General features: G+C 41.5%; 15 protein-coding genes. 10 read left to right on the top strand and 5 right to left on the bottom strand.

Features of this window, described 5'->3' with window-relative positions; translation table 11 throughout:
- The first annotated feature begins 23 nt into the window (after positions 1-23).
- The 7 genes from JWQ54_RS22950 to JWQ54_RS22920 all read left to right on the top strand — a co-directional run bounded on the left by JWQ54_RS22950 (position 24) and on the right by JWQ54_RS22920 (position 5,986).
- Positions 24-785 (top strand): PIG-L deacetylase family protein, encoded by a 762-nt coding sequence (locus JWQ54_RS22950; RefSeq protein WP_299589855.1) that lies wholly within the window; start codon positions 24-26, stop codon positions 783-785.
- 133 nt (positions 786-918) lie between these two features.
- Positions 919-2,340, top strand: coding sequence for a glycosyl hydrolase 53 family protein (locus tag JWQ54_RS22945; protein ID WP_299589853.1), 1,422 nt, complete (start codon positions 919-921; stop codon positions 2,338-2,340).
- Positions 2,341-2,635: 295 nt separating this feature from the next.
- The gene (locus tag JWQ54_RS22940) at positions 2,636-3,034 is read left to right on the top strand and encodes a VOC family protein (RefSeq protein ID WP_299589852.1); all 399 of its coding nucleotides are present in this window, start codon (positions 2,636-2,638) and stop codon (positions 3,032-3,034) included.
- Positions 3,035-3,236: 202 nt separating this feature from the next.
- Positions 3,237-3,452 carry a hypothetical protein gene (locus tag JWQ54_RS22935; RefSeq protein WP_299589851.1) on the top strand — a complete coding sequence of 72 codons (216 nt, stop codon included), beginning with the start codon at positions 3,237-3,239 and terminating at the stop codon, positions 3,450-3,452.
- Between the two features lie 159 nt (positions 3,453-3,611).
- Positions 3,612-4,511, top strand: a complete 900-nt coding sequence (locus JWQ54_RS22930; RefSeq protein ID WP_299589850.1) for a LysR substrate-binding domain-containing protein — start codon at positions 3,612-3,614, stop codon at positions 4,509-4,511.
- Positions 4,512-4,586: 75 nt separating this feature from the next.
- Complete coding sequence (locus JWQ54_RS22925; RefSeq protein WP_299589848.1) at positions 4,587-5,597, top strand: NAD(P)/FAD-dependent oxidoreductase; 1,011 nt, start codon at positions 4,587-4,589, stop codon at positions 5,595-5,597.
- Between the two features lie 71 nt (positions 5,598-5,668).
- A complete protein-coding gene (locus JWQ54_RS22920) occupies positions 5,669-5,986 on the top strand; it encodes a 2Fe-2S iron-sulfur cluster-binding protein (protein ID WP_299589846.1) in 318 nt (105 codons plus the stop codon).
- A gap of 599 nt (positions 5,987-6,585) precedes the next feature.
- On the opposite strand, the gene JWQ54_RS22915 is transcribed toward JWQ54_RS22920, so the two are convergent.
- On the bottom strand, positions 6,586-8,418 hold the full coding sequence (locus tag JWQ54_RS22915) for a patatin-like phospholipase family protein (protein WP_299589844.1): 1,833 nt from the start codon (positions 8,416-8,418) through the stop codon (positions 6,586-6,588).
- A gap of 137 nt (positions 8,419-8,555) precedes the next feature.
- Here JWQ54_RS22915 and JWQ54_RS22910 point away from each other — a divergent pair, with 137 nt between their 5' ends.
- Complete coding sequence (locus tag JWQ54_RS22910; RefSeq protein WP_299589842.1) at positions 8,556-8,906, top strand: helix-turn-helix domain-containing protein; 351 nt, start codon at positions 8,556-8,558, stop codon at positions 8,904-8,906.
- Between the two features lie 66 nt (positions 8,907-8,972).
- On the opposite strand, the gene JWQ54_RS22905 is transcribed toward JWQ54_RS22910, so the two are convergent.
- Both JWQ54_RS22905 and JWQ54_RS22900 read right to left on the bottom strand, forming a co-directional pair.
- Positions 8,973-10,457, bottom strand: coding sequence for an MBOAT family O-acyltransferase (locus JWQ54_RS22905; protein ID WP_299589841.1), 1,485 nt, complete (start codon positions 10,455-10,457; stop codon positions 8,973-8,975).
- Between the two features lie 11 nt (positions 10,458-10,468).
- Positions 10,469-11,518 (bottom strand): hypothetical protein, encoded by a 1,050-nt coding sequence (locus tag JWQ54_RS22900; RefSeq protein ID WP_299589840.1) that lies wholly within the window; start codon positions 11,516-11,518, stop codon positions 10,469-10,471.
- 493 nt (positions 11,519-12,011) lie between these two features.
- Between JWQ54_RS22900 and JWQ54_RS22895 the strand changes: the two genes are divergently transcribed.
- Positions 12,012-12,917, top strand: a complete 906-nt coding sequence (locus JWQ54_RS22895) for a DUF6340 family protein (protein ID WP_299589839.1) — start codon at positions 12,012-12,014, stop codon at positions 12,915-12,917.
- Here the strand turns inward: JWQ54_RS22895 and JWQ54_RS22890 are convergent.
- Together JWQ54_RS22890 and JWQ54_RS22885 are read right to left on the bottom strand one after the other, a co-directional pair.
- Positions 12,883-13,353, bottom strand: coding sequence for a GNAT family N-acetyltransferase (locus tag JWQ54_RS22890; RefSeq protein WP_299589838.1), 471 nt, complete (start codon positions 13,351-13,353; stop codon positions 12,883-12,885). The genes JWQ54_RS22895 and JWQ54_RS22890 overlap by 35 nt on opposite strands.
- Before the next feature lie 101 nt (positions 13,354-13,454).
- Entirely contained in the window at positions 13,455-14,996 is a 1,542-nt protein-coding gene (locus JWQ54_RS22885) for an acyl-CoA carboxylase subunit beta (RefSeq protein ID WP_299589836.1), read from the bottom strand.
- A 150-nt stretch (positions 14,997-15,146) separates the two neighbouring features.
- Between JWQ54_RS22885 and JWQ54_RS22880 the strand changes: the two genes are divergently transcribed.
- On the top strand, positions 15,147-16,382 hold the full coding sequence (locus tag JWQ54_RS22880) for a sodium:proton antiporter (protein ID WP_299589834.1): 1,236 nt from the start codon (positions 15,147-15,149) through the stop codon (positions 16,380-16,382).
- The last annotated feature ends 65 nt before the right edge of the window (positions 16,383-16,447 follow it).

Raw genomic sequence — 16,447 nt, 5'->3', positions numbered from 1 at the left:
GCTTATATTCAACCTAAATAAAAATGAGCATTAAAACCAACACCCGCCGTCAATTTGTAAAAACCACTGCTACCGGTTTAGGCCTGCTTACCCTGCCCACTTTATTAAACGCAGAAAATACCATCGCGGCAGCAAAGAGAAAAATTGTTTGTATAGGAGCGCACCCTGATGACCCTGAAAGCGGCTGTGGCGGAACACTGGCAAAGCTGGCAGTACAGGGACATGAGGTCACAATAATTTATTTAACCACCGGCGAGGCCGGAATTGCCGGGGTTAACCATGATGAAGCCGCCAAAACCCGGAAACAGGAAGCTATTAATGCCTGTAAAATATTAAATGCCAAACCCGTTTTTGCCGGACAGATTGATGGTGCCACTATTGCCGATAATGCAGCCTTGCAGCACATTCAAAGTTTGATAACTGCCGAAAAGCCCGATGTGGTTTTTACCCACTGGCCTGTCGACTCGCATAAGGACCACCAGGTGGCCGGCTTGTTAACCATACAAAGCTGGGTACGTGCAGCTGCTAAGTTTACTTTGTACTTTTTTGAAGTATGTGCAGGTGAGCAAACCATGATATTTAACCCTACCGATTATGTGGATATAAGCGAAACCCAGGAGCAAAAAAAGAAAGCCGTTTATTGCCACACCAGCCAGGACCCACCGGGGATCTATGCCTGCGGACATGCCTCAATGGAGGATTTCAGGGGAAGGGAAGCTGGCGTTAGGGCTGCTGAAGGCTTTGTAAGGATGACCGGAAAAGGCATGGGAATGATAACTGTGTAACTTTTTTAGTTGTTGGCGTTCACTACTATCATCATTTTACACTGTAAAATATTAGCTACACTTCTATTTACCCTAAATATAATTGTCGCCTGCACAATTTATATTTTACCTTTAACATACCAATTATACCGTAATGTTAAAATTATCCAAAACAATGATTAAAGGCAGTTTACTATTTGCTTTGCTGTCATTATTTATTGCAGGCACCGCTAACGCCCAGGGAAGAAGAAAACCCAAACCTGCAGGCGTACCAGCCGAACTACAGGTAACGCCTTATAAAACTACCATGATAGCAGATGGTAAGGATGAAGCATTGATAACGGTGAAAATAATTGACAGTAAAGGAGATAGCATAGCTAATGCAAAATTGGCTGTTACGTTTCATATAGCAGGTGATGCTAAAATTGTAAATATTTATGATGCCGGTGACTTTAATAGTTTACCACATACTGACAGCACCTGGCAGGCAAATATTACTGGTAGCTGCCGGGTTATATTACGCACCGGCCGCATCCCGGGAAGGGTAAAGTTTGAGGCTAAAGCAGATAGTTTATACACGGGTTCTACCGAGATCCATACGGTGCAGCCTGGCATTGCACATGTGGTTACAACTGATAAATATGTACCTAAAACCGTTAGCGATAAAATTTTAGGCGCAGATATTTCCTTTTTACCAGAGCTGGAAAATCGGGGCATGAAGTTTTCGGACAACGGCAAACCGGGTGATGCTATCCAAATAATGAAGGAGCATGGCTTTAACTACATCCGCCTGCGGATCTTTAATGAGCCTGCAAATCCTAAAGGATACTCTCCCAATAAAGGTTTTTGCGATTTGGAGCATACCAAACAAATGGCCAAACGCATAAAAGCTGCCGGCATGAAGTTTTTACTCGATTTTCATTACAGCGATTACTGGGCTGATCCGCAGCAGCAAAATAAACCTGCTGCATGGGTGGGCCAGGATTTTACCACTCTTGAAAAATCATTGTACGATTATACAATTAATGTAATGCAGCAACTGAAAGACCAGGGCACAACGCCCGATATGGTGCAGGTAGGCAATGAAATTAACCATGGCATAGTATGGCCGGATGGTGCTATCAATAACCTTGACAGCCTTTCGCAACTGCTGTACCAGGGAATTAAGGCGGTGAAATCGGTTAGTCCCCAAACTATTATTATGCTTCATATTGCTTTGGGCGGACAAAGCGCAGAATCGAAATTTTTTCTTGATAATATGGCTAAGCGCAATGTGCCGTTTGATGTGATAGGCTTGTCCTATTATCCTAAGTGGCACGGTACGCCTGCCGACCTGAGGAACAACATGACCGATCTTGCCAAACGTTACAACAAACAGGTAATGGTTGCCGAATACTCGCAGCTTAAACAGGTGGTGAATGATATTGCCTTTACCGCACCCGGCAATAAAGCATTGGGATCATTCATTTGGGAGCCCTTAAGCACCTGGGAAGGCATTTTTGACAAGGATGGCAAAGCTAATGAGTACATTAATGTGTACCCTGGTATTGCGGAAAAGTATGTGAACGGGAAATAGCTGAAAGCGAAAAGACTAAAGCTGAAAGCTAAGAAAAATTGATTTATGCTATTTCTTTATCCTTTTTGCTTTACGCCCGACCAGACAAATCTGTATTGTAAAAAAGTGTGTATCGGTTTTGTACCGTGTTTGGCACGTGTGGAAATTTTGATAAAATCGCTGTGGTGAGAAACATCCTGGATAGAAACCATTTTATCCTGATTCCTGAAATCCTGATTCTTTTTTTCTGATTCCTGATTCTTTTTCCCAATTCTTTTCTCTAGTAAGATATGTTTAGCTTTGAAAATTAGAAAAGATGAAGTTCAGAGCCGCCAGACATACTAAAGACTTAAACCGCATTATTGACTTTTACGGCAGGGTTTTAGGTTTAAAAGTTTTGGGAGAATTTAGAGATCATTATGACTACAACGGCGTTTTTTTAGGACTTCCCGGTGCCGACTGGCACCTGGAGTTTACAACATCGGGCATAACACCCGTTCACTACCCGGATGATGATGATCTGCTGGTTTTTTATGCCGAATCGATTGAGGAGTTTAATGCGATAAAACAAAAATTTATTGCCAACCGGGTAAGGCCTGTACCACCCAAGAACCCTTACTGGCGAAATAACGGCATAACTTTTACAGATCCGGATGGCTTCAGGATAGTAATCTCGTTATTAAGGATAGCTCCGAAAAATTTACTGGATAAATAACTAGTGTTGTGTCAATCATGAATTGACTCTTAGTCTTGAGTCGAAAGTCTTGAGCTCTAAGTCAGAAAAAGACAAAATTTGACTTGCGACTTAAGACTATTTTGACTTAACACTATAGTTAAGTCCTGAATATTTAGTCATTAGCTGTTCAACTCAAACAATTTTCTGTATTTTATATTGTGTAATAAACTCAATCATCGCTATGAACAGAACTATAGGAATTGCGCTCATTATTATAGGCGCCATTATGCTGATATGGACAGGCTTTACCTACACTAAAAAAGAAAAAATTGTTGATGCAGGCCCGCTGCAAATATCTGCCGACAGGCAAAAAACGGTTAACTGGCCGCCTTATTTAGGAGGAATACTGTTAATTGGCGGGATTGTGATTGTGGCTACAGCAAAGAAATCGGCGTAGAGACGCGATGCTTCGCGTCTTTAACCGCCTTGCTGAAGGGATAATCGGATACACGTTAAATCGGATATAATGGCAGACGCGAAGCATCGCGTTTCTACCAGACAAATCATAATTTTGTTACCTTAGCAGAGACGTAAAGTATTGCGTCTCCTATATTTAATGATCTTCGATTTTCGGCTAAAGGTATTTCATACGGTTGCACAACGGCTAAGCTTTACAAAAGCCGCCGCCGAGTTGTTTATTACCCAGCCAGCGGTTACCAAACACATAAAAGAGCTTGAACATCAGCTGAATGTGCAATTGTTCCGCCGTAACGGTAACAGCATTGTTTTAACAACCGCCGGAAAGATCCTGCTACAATATTCCGAAAAGATCTTCCAAACCTATACCGAACTTGAAACCGAACTGGCACAGCTTAATAATATGGAAGCCGGCACGGTACACATTGGCGCCAGCACTACAGTTGCACAAACTATACTGCCAAAGATCCTTGCGCTGTTTAAAAAAACATATCCTGCTGTAAACTTCACCTTTATACAAGGCAATACGGATGTGATAACCCAATTGGTTTTGGCCGAGAAAATTGACATTGCCATTGTTGAAGGCGCAGCTCATTATCCGCAGATAGCCTATTCACCATTTGCCAAGGATGAGATAGTTTTAGTTACCCGCGCCAATAATCAGCTGTCGAAAAAAGCAGAGATCACCCCTAAACAATTATTAAATATCCCGCTGATCTTACGTGAAGCCGGTTCGGGAACATTAGATGTTATTTTTAACGCGTTGAACAGTGCCGGTGTTAACCCCAAAGACCTGCGCATCGAAATTCAGCTGGAAAGCAGCATAGCTATAAAACAATACTTGCTATATTCAGAAACTGCCACATTCCTGTCCATCCAGTCTGTTGTAAGCGAATTAAAATACAACGAGCTTAGCATTATAGAAATTAAGGGATTGGAGATCTTCCGCACCTTCCAATTCATCCAGCTGCATGGCAAAAACTCAAAGCTAATAGATCTTTTTAAAAGGTTTTGCCTTGCTAGCTATAACTTAAAGTAATTAGTAATTACTATTTGTCATTAGCATTAAGTTATAATAACTACCACCTTTAGTCATTATTTAACCGGTACTTTTATGGAACTAATAACTACTGATATTTGTATTATAGGCGCAGGTCCTGTTGGTTTATTTGCTGTTTTTGAGGCAGGTCTTTTGAAAATGCGCTGTCACTTAATTGATGTTTTACCGCAGGTAGGCGGGCAGCTTTCTGAGATCTATCCGCAAAAACCAATCTACGATATTCCCGGCTTTCCCACTGTTAATGCGCAGCAGCTGGTTGATGGCTTAATGGAACAAATTGAACCTTTTAAACCCAGCTTTTCATTAGGCGAAAGGGTTAATGAATTGCAGCAACTGGAAGACGGCTCTTTCATCACCACCACAAGCGATGGCACCGAGGTGCATAGCAAGGTTGTGGTGATAGCGGGCGGCCTTGGCTGTTTTGAACCACGTAAACCGGCAATTGATCATTTAGAAGAATTTGAAGGCAGGGGTGTAGCCTACATGATAAAAAACCCCGAAGCATTTCGCGGCCGTAAGGTAGTATTGGCAGGCGGTGGTGACTCAGCCCTGGACTGGACGATATTTTTGGCTGATATTGCTGAAGAAGTTACGCTCATCCATCGCGGGGATACTTTTAGAGGAGCGCCAGACAGTGCTGAAAAAGTTTTTGATCTGGCCAAAGAAGGCCGCGTCAACCTGATTTTGCAGGCACACATAAAAGCTATAAATGGTAACGGGCATTTGCAGGAAGTGGAAGTGATTGACAGGGAGAACGGAACCACCATTATTAATGCCGATCATTTGATCCCGTTGTTTGGCCTCACCCCAAAGCTTGGTCCGATAGCCGAATGGGGTTTAAATGTAGATAAATCGGCCATTATGGTTGATACGCTTGACTATAGCACAAATGTGAAAGGGGTTTATGCCATTGGCGATATCAATATTTATCCCGGCAAGCTAAAGCTGATCCTTTGCGGTTTCCACGAGGCAGCCCTGATGGCCCAAAGCGCCTTTAAGCAGGTTTATCCCGATCAGAAATTAAGCTTTAAGTATACTACGGTGTATGGTGTAAGCGCATTTTGATGTGAGATGTGAGATGTGAGATGTGAGATGTGAGACCTGCCTGCGGCAGGTAACTAAAGAAAGATTAAAATATGATCAATTTAACTATTGAAGACAGGGATGGCAGTCGCCGGCCTGTTGAAATACCCGAAGATATAAGCTTGAGTTTGATGGAGGTTTTAAAAGCCTCAGAACATAATATACTTGCCACCTGCGGTGGTATGGCCCTTTGTGCGACCTGCCATGTACAGGTTGTTGAGGGCCCCGAAAAATACTTCCATCCATCAGACCAGGAACTGGATCTACTGGATACCCTGCCCGATGCTGCACATGACAGCCGCCTGGCCTGCCAGCTAAGGATCAGCGAGGATATGGATGGAATGGTGTTCAGGATATTGGGGGAAGAGTAAATAGTAATAACAGTTCATATTGAACTTATTGCTCAGATGACGTGGTGGTGGTTTGTTTCACTTTTTGTTTGGGTTGTTCCGAACAGAAAGCGAACGGAACAAAGTGAATATGAACGCTCCATCAAGTGATAGCTGGTATCAGTATTTTCATTGGTCTTATATTTTTATAGCTTATTTAAAGTAATTATGTTTTTTTACTTCAGTTATTGACTGACTATACAAATCTTACAACTCTTCCCGATCGCCTCCACTCAAAACATAACCTATTTGATAAGTAGCTTCAAACCACTTTTGATCATTTGATTCTATTATTGTTTGATCCTGCATTATGTACTAAAAACAATAAAGAAAAACTGAGATATCTTGTTCCGTTCGTTTTTTGTTCGACACAGGGTGAAACAGTACCGAACAAGATTATTTTTACCCTATTCCCAATTAGTAGGGAAAGGAATATCTTTTATGGTTAATGGTTAAAGTTTTCTATTTTGTATTCCCTGCCGGAATTATTAAAAAGCAATAAAGAAAAACTGAGATATCTTGTTCCGTTCGCTTTTTGTTCGACACAGGGTGAAACAGTACCGAACAAGATTATTTTCACCCTATTCCCAATTTGTAGGAAACGGAATATCCTTTACACCTACTGGTTTAAAATTTTCAATTTTGTATTCCTTGCCGGAATCGTTATACATAAAAAACGGATCGGCTTTAAAATGGGTATAATCATTTGTTAATTGCTCTTTCAATTTAAGCAGCCTGTTCAGGTAAACTGCATCATAGGCTGCCGGATTTTTCATCAGCTTCACAATATATTCAAGCAGGTTATAACAGGTAGTAAATTGTCCGCAGGCAATAATGCAGGCTTCGTCATGCTCCTGCAGGCAGTTGGTTTTATCAAACCATAAAGTTGTGCCCATGTTAAAGGCTACCTGGGCCACTATTTGCATATCGCGACTGGGCGGGTAAGGTGAAGGCTCGGGGTTGCGGTTCCGGTTTATATCATTTGAAAATGACAGATCGTAAATGTGATTGCCCTTACCACGGTTTTTCCACTCAGGCGATCCGTAAAAGGTATTGTAAAGAAGCTGCCTTATCCGCTTTAAAAAAACACTCATATTTAGCAGCAATACAGAATCGGCCCTGGCCAGCAGCATTTGTTTAAGCACAGGTAACGAGGTTTTTGTGAGATATTTTACCAGTAATAAAACAATCCGTTCAGTAAAGCTCTTCAATAACCCTGAAGAGATGCCCGATTCGGTAACGTTAAAGATCTTTTTTTTGATCCATAAAACACCTATCATAAAAAGTAAAGGAAGGGGTATAAGTACGCTACCCATAATAATTAAAGGGGTGCAATGGATCCATACACCTGTAACTGTAATAGCAACGGCAGCTATAAAGCAGGCTATGACAATTAAATTTAATGCGCTCAGGCTGAGCCCTCCTTTTTTTGGCGCAGCAGGCATAACATATGGCTTTATAAAATGGCTGCCAACATCATTAACCAGCATCAGGTTAAATGGCTTAAAATCCGTCTCGCACTTTATTCGCCTTTTGTCGGCATACATCATACTTTGCAGTCCCTGGTTATCAGTTATGCCCCCATCCATAAAGCCAACCCGTTTTTGGTCAATAAATTTGGTCTCCTGCTTATCGCCCGTTTGCGGCCGCATGGTCAGCGCTTTTTTAAGGGTCGGTTCGGTTAGTCCCTGGTGAGTAAAATCACTTGGGAAAATAATGGGTTCAAATCCGGCCGGGAAACAGGATGATGCCGCCAGCAAATCGCTTAGCTTCAGTTCATCGGCAACGGAGGGCTCCAGAAATATCGCCTCGTTCCCAAACTTAAAGTACTTATCGGGCATAGCATCATAAACAACTTTCCGTTCCTGCCTGAAAGATTGGCCGGTATAAAATTCAGTTGTGTTAAAACAAACTTCCTGCAGGTGCTTGCCGGGGCTGTTTTTACCAAGTGCTTTTAACGTATTCCCCTCAAAAATATATTCGTCATAAGCCATGGCAAAAGCATTAATGATATTACGGCTTTTATCCGGGCGGTTTTTCCACCTGACTTTGTCTGATAGTATTTCGAGCGCATCCTTCAGGATCTGCTCACCAAGCAGGGTTTCATATAATTTAACATAAAACTGCCCGAACGTTTTACCCTCGGCATCATACAGTGCATACAGTGCTGTGGTTATAGTGCCGCCGGATGCGGACGACATATAAGTTACCTGCTGCAACAATGACTTGCCATTTAGCGGATCGTCTGCATCATTAAATTTTGCGTTGTTTAAGTACGACAAAACGCCCAGCGCAAATGATGCTGCACGAAAACCACCACCAGAAAAGGCAAGTGCAATATTTTCAAAAGGTTTTATACAGGTAACCTGCAAAGAAAGGGCATCAGGTTGAGGCAGCACCGCAGTGTTTTCCATAATTGTTAAAGGTATCAAGGTATTTTCACCTATAAAATTATGAAATTAATAATGATAAAAAAGAATTTTGAAACGCTTAATTGGAATTTATATTTATTTGATATATATTTAATATCAAAACATTAAAGTATACCAGCATGAAGCAGGACATTAGTAAAATCGCCGACAAGATCAGCCAGATTCAAAATACTTTATCTGTTATTAACGGCAAATGGAAGCTCCCCATTTTATTGTCTATGTATTCTGGCATTTCCAGGTTTAGAGATCTGCAGCGCAATATCCCAAATATCACTACCCGGGTATTATCGAAAGAGCTGAAGGACCTGGAAACGAACAAGCTGATAGTTCGCTTAGTACATGATACCTACCCTGTATCCATAGAATATAAGCTAACTACACACAGCCGCACCCTTACCCCGCTGGTTGATGAAATGATAAAATGGGGGAAACAACACGGAAAGACACTGCCGGGTGTAAGCGGGCAGTAGACTGCTTATTTTGATAATTTCTAAAACTTAGATAATATCCTTGAATTTAATCACGTATCCTATTGGTTAAAACTGGAAATAAATAAATGATTTGCCGGTTTGCTGACTTAAGATAATTAATATTAACATTACAGACCATGCGATGCTAACCATCCACCAGGGCAATTTTGATGCTGCAGTAATAACATTGGTGTTGCGCATTATCCAATGAAAAATAAGCATCAATGGTATAATTACAAACACTTTAACAATTGCTATAGTTGTTAATAAAGGTGCACCGCTTTGTACCCTGCCAAACATCCCCATTAATAATTGCCACGCCTCTGAAAAAGTGCCTGAGCGAAAAAATACCCATGTTAAACATATCAGTAAAAAGGTTAACACCGCCCGCAGAGGGCCAAAAGAAAAGTTCCTGTTTACCGCATTTGGTATTATGGTGGCAATAACCACCTTGGGTGTTGTTGCATCAAAGGTTTCACTATCCTTACTTTTAGTCCGGCTGTCTTTTATAGCTTTTTCAACCCATAAATAAACACCATGTAAACCTCCCCATGCAACAAAGGTCCAGTTGGCGCCATGCCAAAGCCCGCCAATCAACATGGTTATCATAATATTAATATAAGTTTTAAAACTGCCATGCCGGTTCCCACCCAGTGGGATGTAAAGATAATCGCGCAACCACGCTGATAGTGTAATATGCCACCTGCGCCAAAAATCTGAAAAGCCAATGGCTGCGTAAGGGTAAAGGAAATTTTGAGGCAACACAAAACCAAGACATAAAGCTACGCCAATGGCCGCCGTTGAATATCCCGCAAAATCAAAAAATATTTGACCCGAAAAGGCAAGCACCCCTGCCCACGCATCCAGCGGACTTAAATTACTGTGTGCGCCAAATACTGCATCAGCAGTTGTTGCCAGCATGGCATCAGCTAATACCACTTTCATAAATAAGCCGAGGGAAAGCAGCAATAAACCATTCAGCACTTGTTGACGGGTAGCCTTATGGGCTGTTTCAAACTGGGGCACCAATTGCGGCGGCCTAACTATTGGCCCGGCAACCAGGTGCGGAAAAAAGGTTACAAACAATGAAAAATCAAGTAAAGACTTTACCGGCTTGCTGCGGCGTTTAAACATATCAATTGTATAACACAGGGTGGTAAACGTATAAAAAGAGATCCCTGCGGGCAATATGATGTTAGGTTTTGCCGGATGATAATTAATGCCCAAAGCATTAACTAAATAGGTAAAATTTTCTAATATAAAACCTCCATATTTAAAAAAACATAACATGCCAAGGTTGCCTATAAGGCTTATAACCAGTAAAACCCTCCGTTTGTGAATATTAGGCTGCGTATACAATGCCCGGCCCACAAAAAAATCAACAACGGTTGATAACCAAAGCAGTAAAATAAACGGCGGATTCCATGCTGCATAAAAAATATAGCTTGCCAGTAAAAGGTTTACTTTCTTCGCCTTCCATGAAAAAGGGAGGTTATGCAGAAAAAAAATAACTATAAAAAATACGACGAAGGTATAAGAGTTAAAAACCATGGTATAATAAGTTAAAAGGTTATTAATTTATGATTGTTACAGATCCCACTTTTGTCCTTTTTAAGTATATCGATCATGTTTTTAGTGTATAAGACCGCGTCTGAAGGTGCCAGGTGTGAAAACTCAGGACAGATAAAATGATTCAATGCAGGATAATCAGCAAAATGGATCCCCTTACACCGTGTAAATTCAAGCAACTTATCATAGTAAACAGCACGCGGATAGCCCATATTTTCGCCCATTAAAAAAGGCCCGCTCGAAGGCGTCCGCACAAACAAAACATCGCCGCCCCTGGCCCTGATCTTGTCTACATCGTTTTTTACAGATTGCATAATATCCAGCAAAGCCTTACCCTTTACCGGTGGTGTTGGATCAAGTTTTGGCAGAGTGGCCCAAATCCCCCTTACTTTGTTCCGTAAATTAGTATCAGCCAAAAACTGGTCTGTCATTTTGGTTTGCCGGTTAAACATGGTTGATCCAAAACCCAAAGGAAAATCCAGCCCGGCATACACTCCCTTACGATTTGGTATGTACAAATGGTCGAGCAATGCATTCATCGAAAAGAAATTATAATTCAGGAATGCAAGCCTCGATTCAAGCCCGCGGTCGATAGCAAAGCTTGCGCGCCGGGCAGGCGTAATGTTTTTATAGTAATCAATGCCGCCTGTTGGTGATAAGTCTACCCAGGGCGACTGGCTAAAAAACAACACTTCCGTTACGTCTATTATCAGCTTTCCTTTAAACTTAGGATCATTGGCAAGGTCAGCTAAAAATGGTCTGGGCGAAGAACCTACCATGGCTAACTGGATTGCATGTTTACCCGTTATCTTTTCCCATGTCGGGATATCCAGGTCGTATTTTATGCGCGAAGAGCCGATGAAAACGGTTGCCTTATCAGCTGGTTCGTACACCATTGCCCGTTTACTCGCCCATAACTCATCGTTATCATCAAAATCAATTGGAACGCCTTTGTGCCTGAGATAAATTTCCCAGGAAGCTACAGCCAATAAAACTAAAACTGTTGTCAAAATGGCTTGTTTTACAAATAAAACACTTTTCATATGCGGGAATTTAAAGAAGGGATTTGAAAAGCAGCAAAAACTTTCGCTGAACAAATTGCAGCAATAGCTTGAAATTATTTATCAAATAATTACATAAACAACATTACCACAGGTATTTATAATTTATTTACGGATAATTTCCGGTGAAATTAATTTTAATATTTCAGATCTAACCCGCTTTTTAGATTTTGATCCGGTTATTGTAAACTTGTGTAAAAAAATTGTAAACTGATTTAACAGGCGACCTTTTAAAATAATTTCGAAAAGTACCCGGACTGAGTCCGCAAGGGGTAATAAGATGGTGTTAATTACACGCCTAACATTTATTAATGCCTTAACACTAGTTTTACATAACAACTGTTCCTTTGTGACGAGTAAATTTTTTTAAGATAAGATCAGTTTAGTTAGTTAGATCAGCCTGCTAGTAACAGGCTGATTTTTTTTCATCCCGATTTCATTTTAAAACGGTACTTTAGGCCGCCCTATCTATAACATGAAACTATTAAAATCCGCCTGCGTTATCCTGTTATTGTTTTTTAGTGCTTGCACAGCGCCGCTGTATGTAGCCGTCCCGGTTGATTATACGGCAAAGCTTAATTTCAGGCCCGATTCAACTATTATTATACTGATCAATCAGTTTGATATAAACCAGGCAAAAATTACCAATAAGAAAAAGCTTGACGTAATTAAGGCAGGAGCTGTTGCTGCTATTAAATTTGCCGGATTGGAGTTCAGCTCACTGCCGCATGTTAAGGTGATCAACCTGGTTGATTCCGTGGCGTTTACTGTAAACACTGATTCGGTAAAGCTTACCGCATCAAAATATCATGCAAATTATTTGCTGGCCTTAAAAAGTTTTACTGCGGATATCGGCTTATCTGATATTGCAAATTATACCACCTATTATAACACTAATACCGCGGTCAATTTTGTTTTATACGAAAGCAACGGCATCTATCATCGTAATTTAAATGGTACTGCTGTTGATGCACAATCCGAACAGCCATATTTTGGGCTTTTACCAACTTTATTGATCCACCCGACAGTAAAAGGTAATAAACAATCTATTAAAACATCGGCAGAACATGCCACAGAAAACGCCTTGCAGGATTATTTTCCCTACACCATAACCCATAACAGGCCGCTTTATAATGATGCTATTTTTCTGCCTGCGATAAAGGAGATCCAGACAGGTAATTTTGATAAGGCTGATAGCCTGCTGGCGCCATTTTTACAGGACAAAAATCCGCAGATTGCAAGTAAGGCGGCTTATAACCTGGCCGTGGTTTATGAATCGGAAGGGGATATTGATGCCGCTATTGACCTGGCGCAGCAATCATCAGATAAATATAACAATGAATTTGCTACCGCGATCCTTGCTGAGTTAAAGGAGGAGTGATCATTTTTTCCATGATCACATAATTTATCCCGTTTTTGGAAAATACATCACCCGTTTCAACAAATCCAAGCTTTAGATAAAAACCAAGGGCATCAGTGCGGGCATTGCACCAAATACGGGTGCCGGCATTTTCCTCAACGTGTTTTGTGATGTATGCTAATAAACTGCTGCCTATTCCAGCTTTTTGCATAGCTGTATCAACTGCCAGCTTACGGAATTGAAAAGAAGTTCCGGTTTGAAATAACGAAACCACACCGGCCAGCTTATTATCCTTAAAAGCGCCGAAATGCATCCCATCCACATCTTCCTCCATCTCCATTTCGTGCTTCATTTTACCGGGATACAAAACATCCCTGCGTAATTGCCAGGTATGTTCGGGTCTTATTTGCTCGATTTCGGATTTCGGATGTTCGATTTCGAATTTATTTATTTGCATCTATGATATTCAATTTGAATTAAGCTGCTTTGTTTTTTTATTAGTACTCAGTTTAAATAAAATATTCTAAATATCCGAAATCGCACATCCGACATCAGAAATTACAGCGGAATATTTCCATGCTTCTTCCTCGGGTTATTCACTACTTTATTTTCCAGCATTTTAAAGGCATGGATCAGTTTTATCCTGGTTTCTGCAGGCTCAATTACTTCATCAATAAATCCGCGTTCGGCAGCACGGTAGGGGTTGGCAAAAATCTCTGAATATTGCAGCTCCTTTTCCTTCCATTTGGCTTCCGTATCTTTGGCAGAGGTGATCTCCCGCTTAAAAATAATTTCAGCAGCGCCCTTTGCACCCATTACGGCAATTTCAGCAGTAGGCCAGGCATAGTTCATATCGGCACCGATGTGTTTGGAGTTCATTACATCATAAGCGCCACCATAGGCTTTACGGGTTATTACGGTAATACGGGGGACGGTAGCTTCGCAAAATGAATAAAGCAATTTGGCGCCGTTAGTGATGATAGCGTTCCATTCCTGGTCGGTGCCCGGCAAAAAGCCCGGTACATCTTCAAAAACCAGCAGCGGGATATTAAAGCTATCGCAAAAGCGCACAAACCTGGCGCCCTTGGTTGATGAGTTGATGTCAAGCACACCCGCCAAAAATGCAGGCTGGTTAGCCACTATCCCAATGCTGCGGCCAGCCAGCCGGGCAAAACCCACAACAATATTTTCTGCAAAATCCTTATGTACCTCTAAAAATGATCCCACGTCAATAACATGGTCTATCACATCCCTTATATCATAAGGCTGCGATGCGTTTTCGGGCATTATAGTGTTAAGCTCTTCCCGTAGTTCATTTTTTATTTCATAGGGGAGGGCTGGTGCAGTATCCTCACAATTTTGGGGCATATAGCTCAAGAGCTTCTTTACATTTTGAATGGCCTCAATCTCATTGGCGCAGGCAAAATGCGTAACACCCGATTTAGTGGCATGTGTAGTTGCCCCGCCCAGCTCTTCAGATGTTACCACTTCATGCGTGACGGTTTTTACCACGTTTGGCCCGGTAACAAACATATAGCTTGTATTTTCAACCATTAATATAAAATCTGTTATTGCAGGGGAGTAAACAGCGCCACCTGCACAAGGGCCCAGGATAGCCGAAATTTGCGGTATAACGCCTGATGCCATAGTATTACGATAAAATATATCGGCATAGCCGCCTAATGATACCACGCCTTCCTGGATGCGTGCTCCGCCCGAGTCATTCAGCCCGACAAATGGTGCGCCGTTCTTCATGGCAAGGTCCATTACTTTACAGATCTTTTCCGCATGGGTTTCTGAAAGTGATCCACCAAAAACGGTGAAATCCTGCGAGAAAACATATACCAGCCTGCCGTTCACCGTACCGTAGCCTGTTATTACACCATCACCCGGATACTTTTCCTTTTCCATCCCAAAATCGGTTGAGCGGTGAGATACAAACATGCCTATCTCCTGAAAAGATCCTTCATCCATCAAAAAATGCAAACGCTCACGCGCAGTAAGTTTTCCCTTTTTATGCTGACTCTCAATCCGCGCCTGTCCGCCGCCTAAAAGGGCCTCTTCGCGTTTTTTACTTAATAGCTTAATCTTATTATCCACAGTATCGGTTTATAAAATGCAAGATGGTGATTTTAGGTGAAAGCTGAAAGGCAAAAGGCGAAAGGTATGGAACAGAAATAATGACCAAACCACAACTGAACTAATTACACCAGTGAACCAATGAACAATATTCAGTATTTTCGTTCCTAAATGGCAGTTTATCACATTATATCCATCCTCATATTTTTAACGGCAGTTTTTGCCTATATGAATGACCGCTGGATAAAATGGCCGCCAACCATCGGTATAATGGTAATCGCGTTGCTGTCATCAATCCTGATCGTTATCCTTGGTAATTTAATCCCGGGCATTTCATCAAAAGCTTTACTGTTGGTTTCAAATATCAACTTTGAACAGGTACTGATGAAAATAATGCTGAGCTTTTTGTTATTCGCCGGCGCATTGCACATTGACGCCAACAAGCTTAAAAAGGAGTTTTGGCCAGTAATGTTGATGGCTACGGCGGGTACATTTATTTCTACCTTTTTGGTAAGCATAATGGCTTACTACCTGTTTATGCTTTTCGGACTGCAAATGCCATACATTTATTGCCTGCTTTTTGGAGCGCTTATCTCGCCAACAGATCCAATTGCTGTTATGGGGATACTGAAACAGGCAGGTATCCCCAAAACCCTGGAAATGAAAATTGCCGGCGAATCGCTTTTTAACGATGGGGTAGGCGTAGTTGTTTTCCTGACGATTTTTGAAGTGGCTGTAAACGGTACCGATAAGTTTTCAATTGGCGGCACTGCTGTGCTGTTTTTAAAGGAAGCCGGGGGCGGGATCTTATTTGGGGCTATGTTGGGATACCTGGGACATTTTCTGATCAAATCTATTGATAATTACCGTGTTGAGGTTTTAATAACCTTAACAGTTGTTATGTGCGGTTATTCTGTTGCGGATCATTTTCATTTATCCGGCCCGCTGGCCATTATTATAGCCGGCATAATAATGGGTACCAAAGGCAAAAAGGAAGGCTTGTCTGAGATCTCCCGCGATTACCTAAGTAAGTTCTGGGACCTTACTGATGAGATCTTTAATGCTATTCTTTTTCTGCTGATAGGTTTGGAAATGCTGGTGATTAAGGTTAACCCAACCATTATGATAATTGGCGGGATAATGATAGTTGTGGTATTACTGGCACGCCTGCTATGCGTAGCAATCCCCGTTACGTTTTTAAAGATCTGGATGAAATTTGAAAATAACGCCATACTGATGCTAACCTGGGGCGGGCTAAGGGGCGGTCTTTCGGTTGCCATGGCGCTTTCCATCCCTGAAGCTATGCATAGGGATGAATTTGTTTTGATAACCTACATTATCGTTGTGTTCTCTATAATAGTTCAGGGCCTTACCATTGGGCCGTTGGCGAAAAAGTCTGAAGTCTGAAGTCTGAAGTCTGAAGTCTGAAGTAACATTATGTTAAGTGAGTCAGCGTAATCAAAAAAATCAGC

Source organism: Mucilaginibacter sp. (genome assembly GCF_028288225.1).
GTDB lineage: Bacteria > Bacteroidota > Bacteroidia > Sphingobacteriales > Sphingobacteriaceae > Mucilaginibacter.
This window is presented reverse-complemented; position numbering and strand designations above follow the sequence as displayed.

What these genes read in the sequence shown, in the direction of transcription:
- JWQ54_RS22950 (WP_299589855.1), top strand. Translation starts at nt 24, where the DNA reads ATGAGCATTAAAACCAACACCCGCCGTCAATTTGTAAAAACCACTGCT.
- JWQ54_RS22945 (WP_299589853.1), top strand. Translation starts at nt 919, where the DNA reads ATGTTAAAATTATCCAAAACAATGATTAAAGGCAGTTTACTATTTGCT.
- JWQ54_RS22940 (WP_299589852.1), top strand. Translation starts at nt 2,636, where the DNA reads ATGAAGTTCAGAGCCGCCAGACATACTAAAGACTTAAACCGCATTATT.
- JWQ54_RS22935 (WP_299589851.1), top strand. Translation starts at nt 3,237, where the DNA reads ATGAACAGAACTATAGGAATTGCGCTCATTATTATAGGCGCCATTATG.
- JWQ54_RS22930 (WP_299589850.1), top strand. Translation starts at nt 3,612, where the DNA reads ATGATCTTCGATTTTCGGCTAAAGGTATTTCATACGGTTGCACAACGG.
- JWQ54_RS22925 (WP_299589848.1), top strand. Translation starts at nt 4,587, where the DNA reads ATGGAACTAATAACTACTGATATTTGTATTATAGGCGCAGGTCCTGTT.
- JWQ54_RS22920 (WP_299589846.1), top strand. Translation starts at nt 5,669, where the DNA reads ATGATCAATTTAACTATTGAAGACAGGGATGGCAGTCGCCGGCCTGTT.
- JWQ54_RS22915 (WP_299589844.1), bottom strand. Translation starts at nt 8,418, where the DNA reads ATGGAAAACACTGCGGTGCTGCCTCAACCTGATGCCCTTTCTTTGCAG.
- JWQ54_RS22910 (WP_299589842.1), top strand. Translation starts at nt 8,556, where the DNA reads ATGAAGCAGGACATTAGTAAAATCGCCGACAAGATCAGCCAGATTCAA.
- JWQ54_RS22905 (WP_299589841.1), bottom strand. Translation starts at nt 10,457, where the DNA reads ATGGTTTTTAACTCTTATACCTTCGTCGTATTTTTTATAGTTATTTTT.
- JWQ54_RS22900 (WP_299589840.1), bottom strand. Translation starts at nt 11,518, where the DNA reads ATGAAAAGTGTTTTATTTGTAAAACAAGCCATTTTGACAACAGTTTTA.
- JWQ54_RS22895 (WP_299589839.1), top strand. Translation starts at nt 12,012, where the DNA reads ATGAAACTATTAAAATCCGCCTGCGTTATCCTGTTATTGTTTTTTAGT.
- JWQ54_RS22890 (WP_299589838.1), bottom strand. Translation starts at nt 13,353, where the DNA reads ATGCAAATAAATAAATTCGAAATCGAACATCCGAAATCCGAAATCGAG.
- JWQ54_RS22880 (WP_299589834.1), top strand. Translation starts at nt 15,147, where the DNA reads ATGGCAGTTTATCACATTATATCCATCCTCATATTTTTAACGGCAGTT.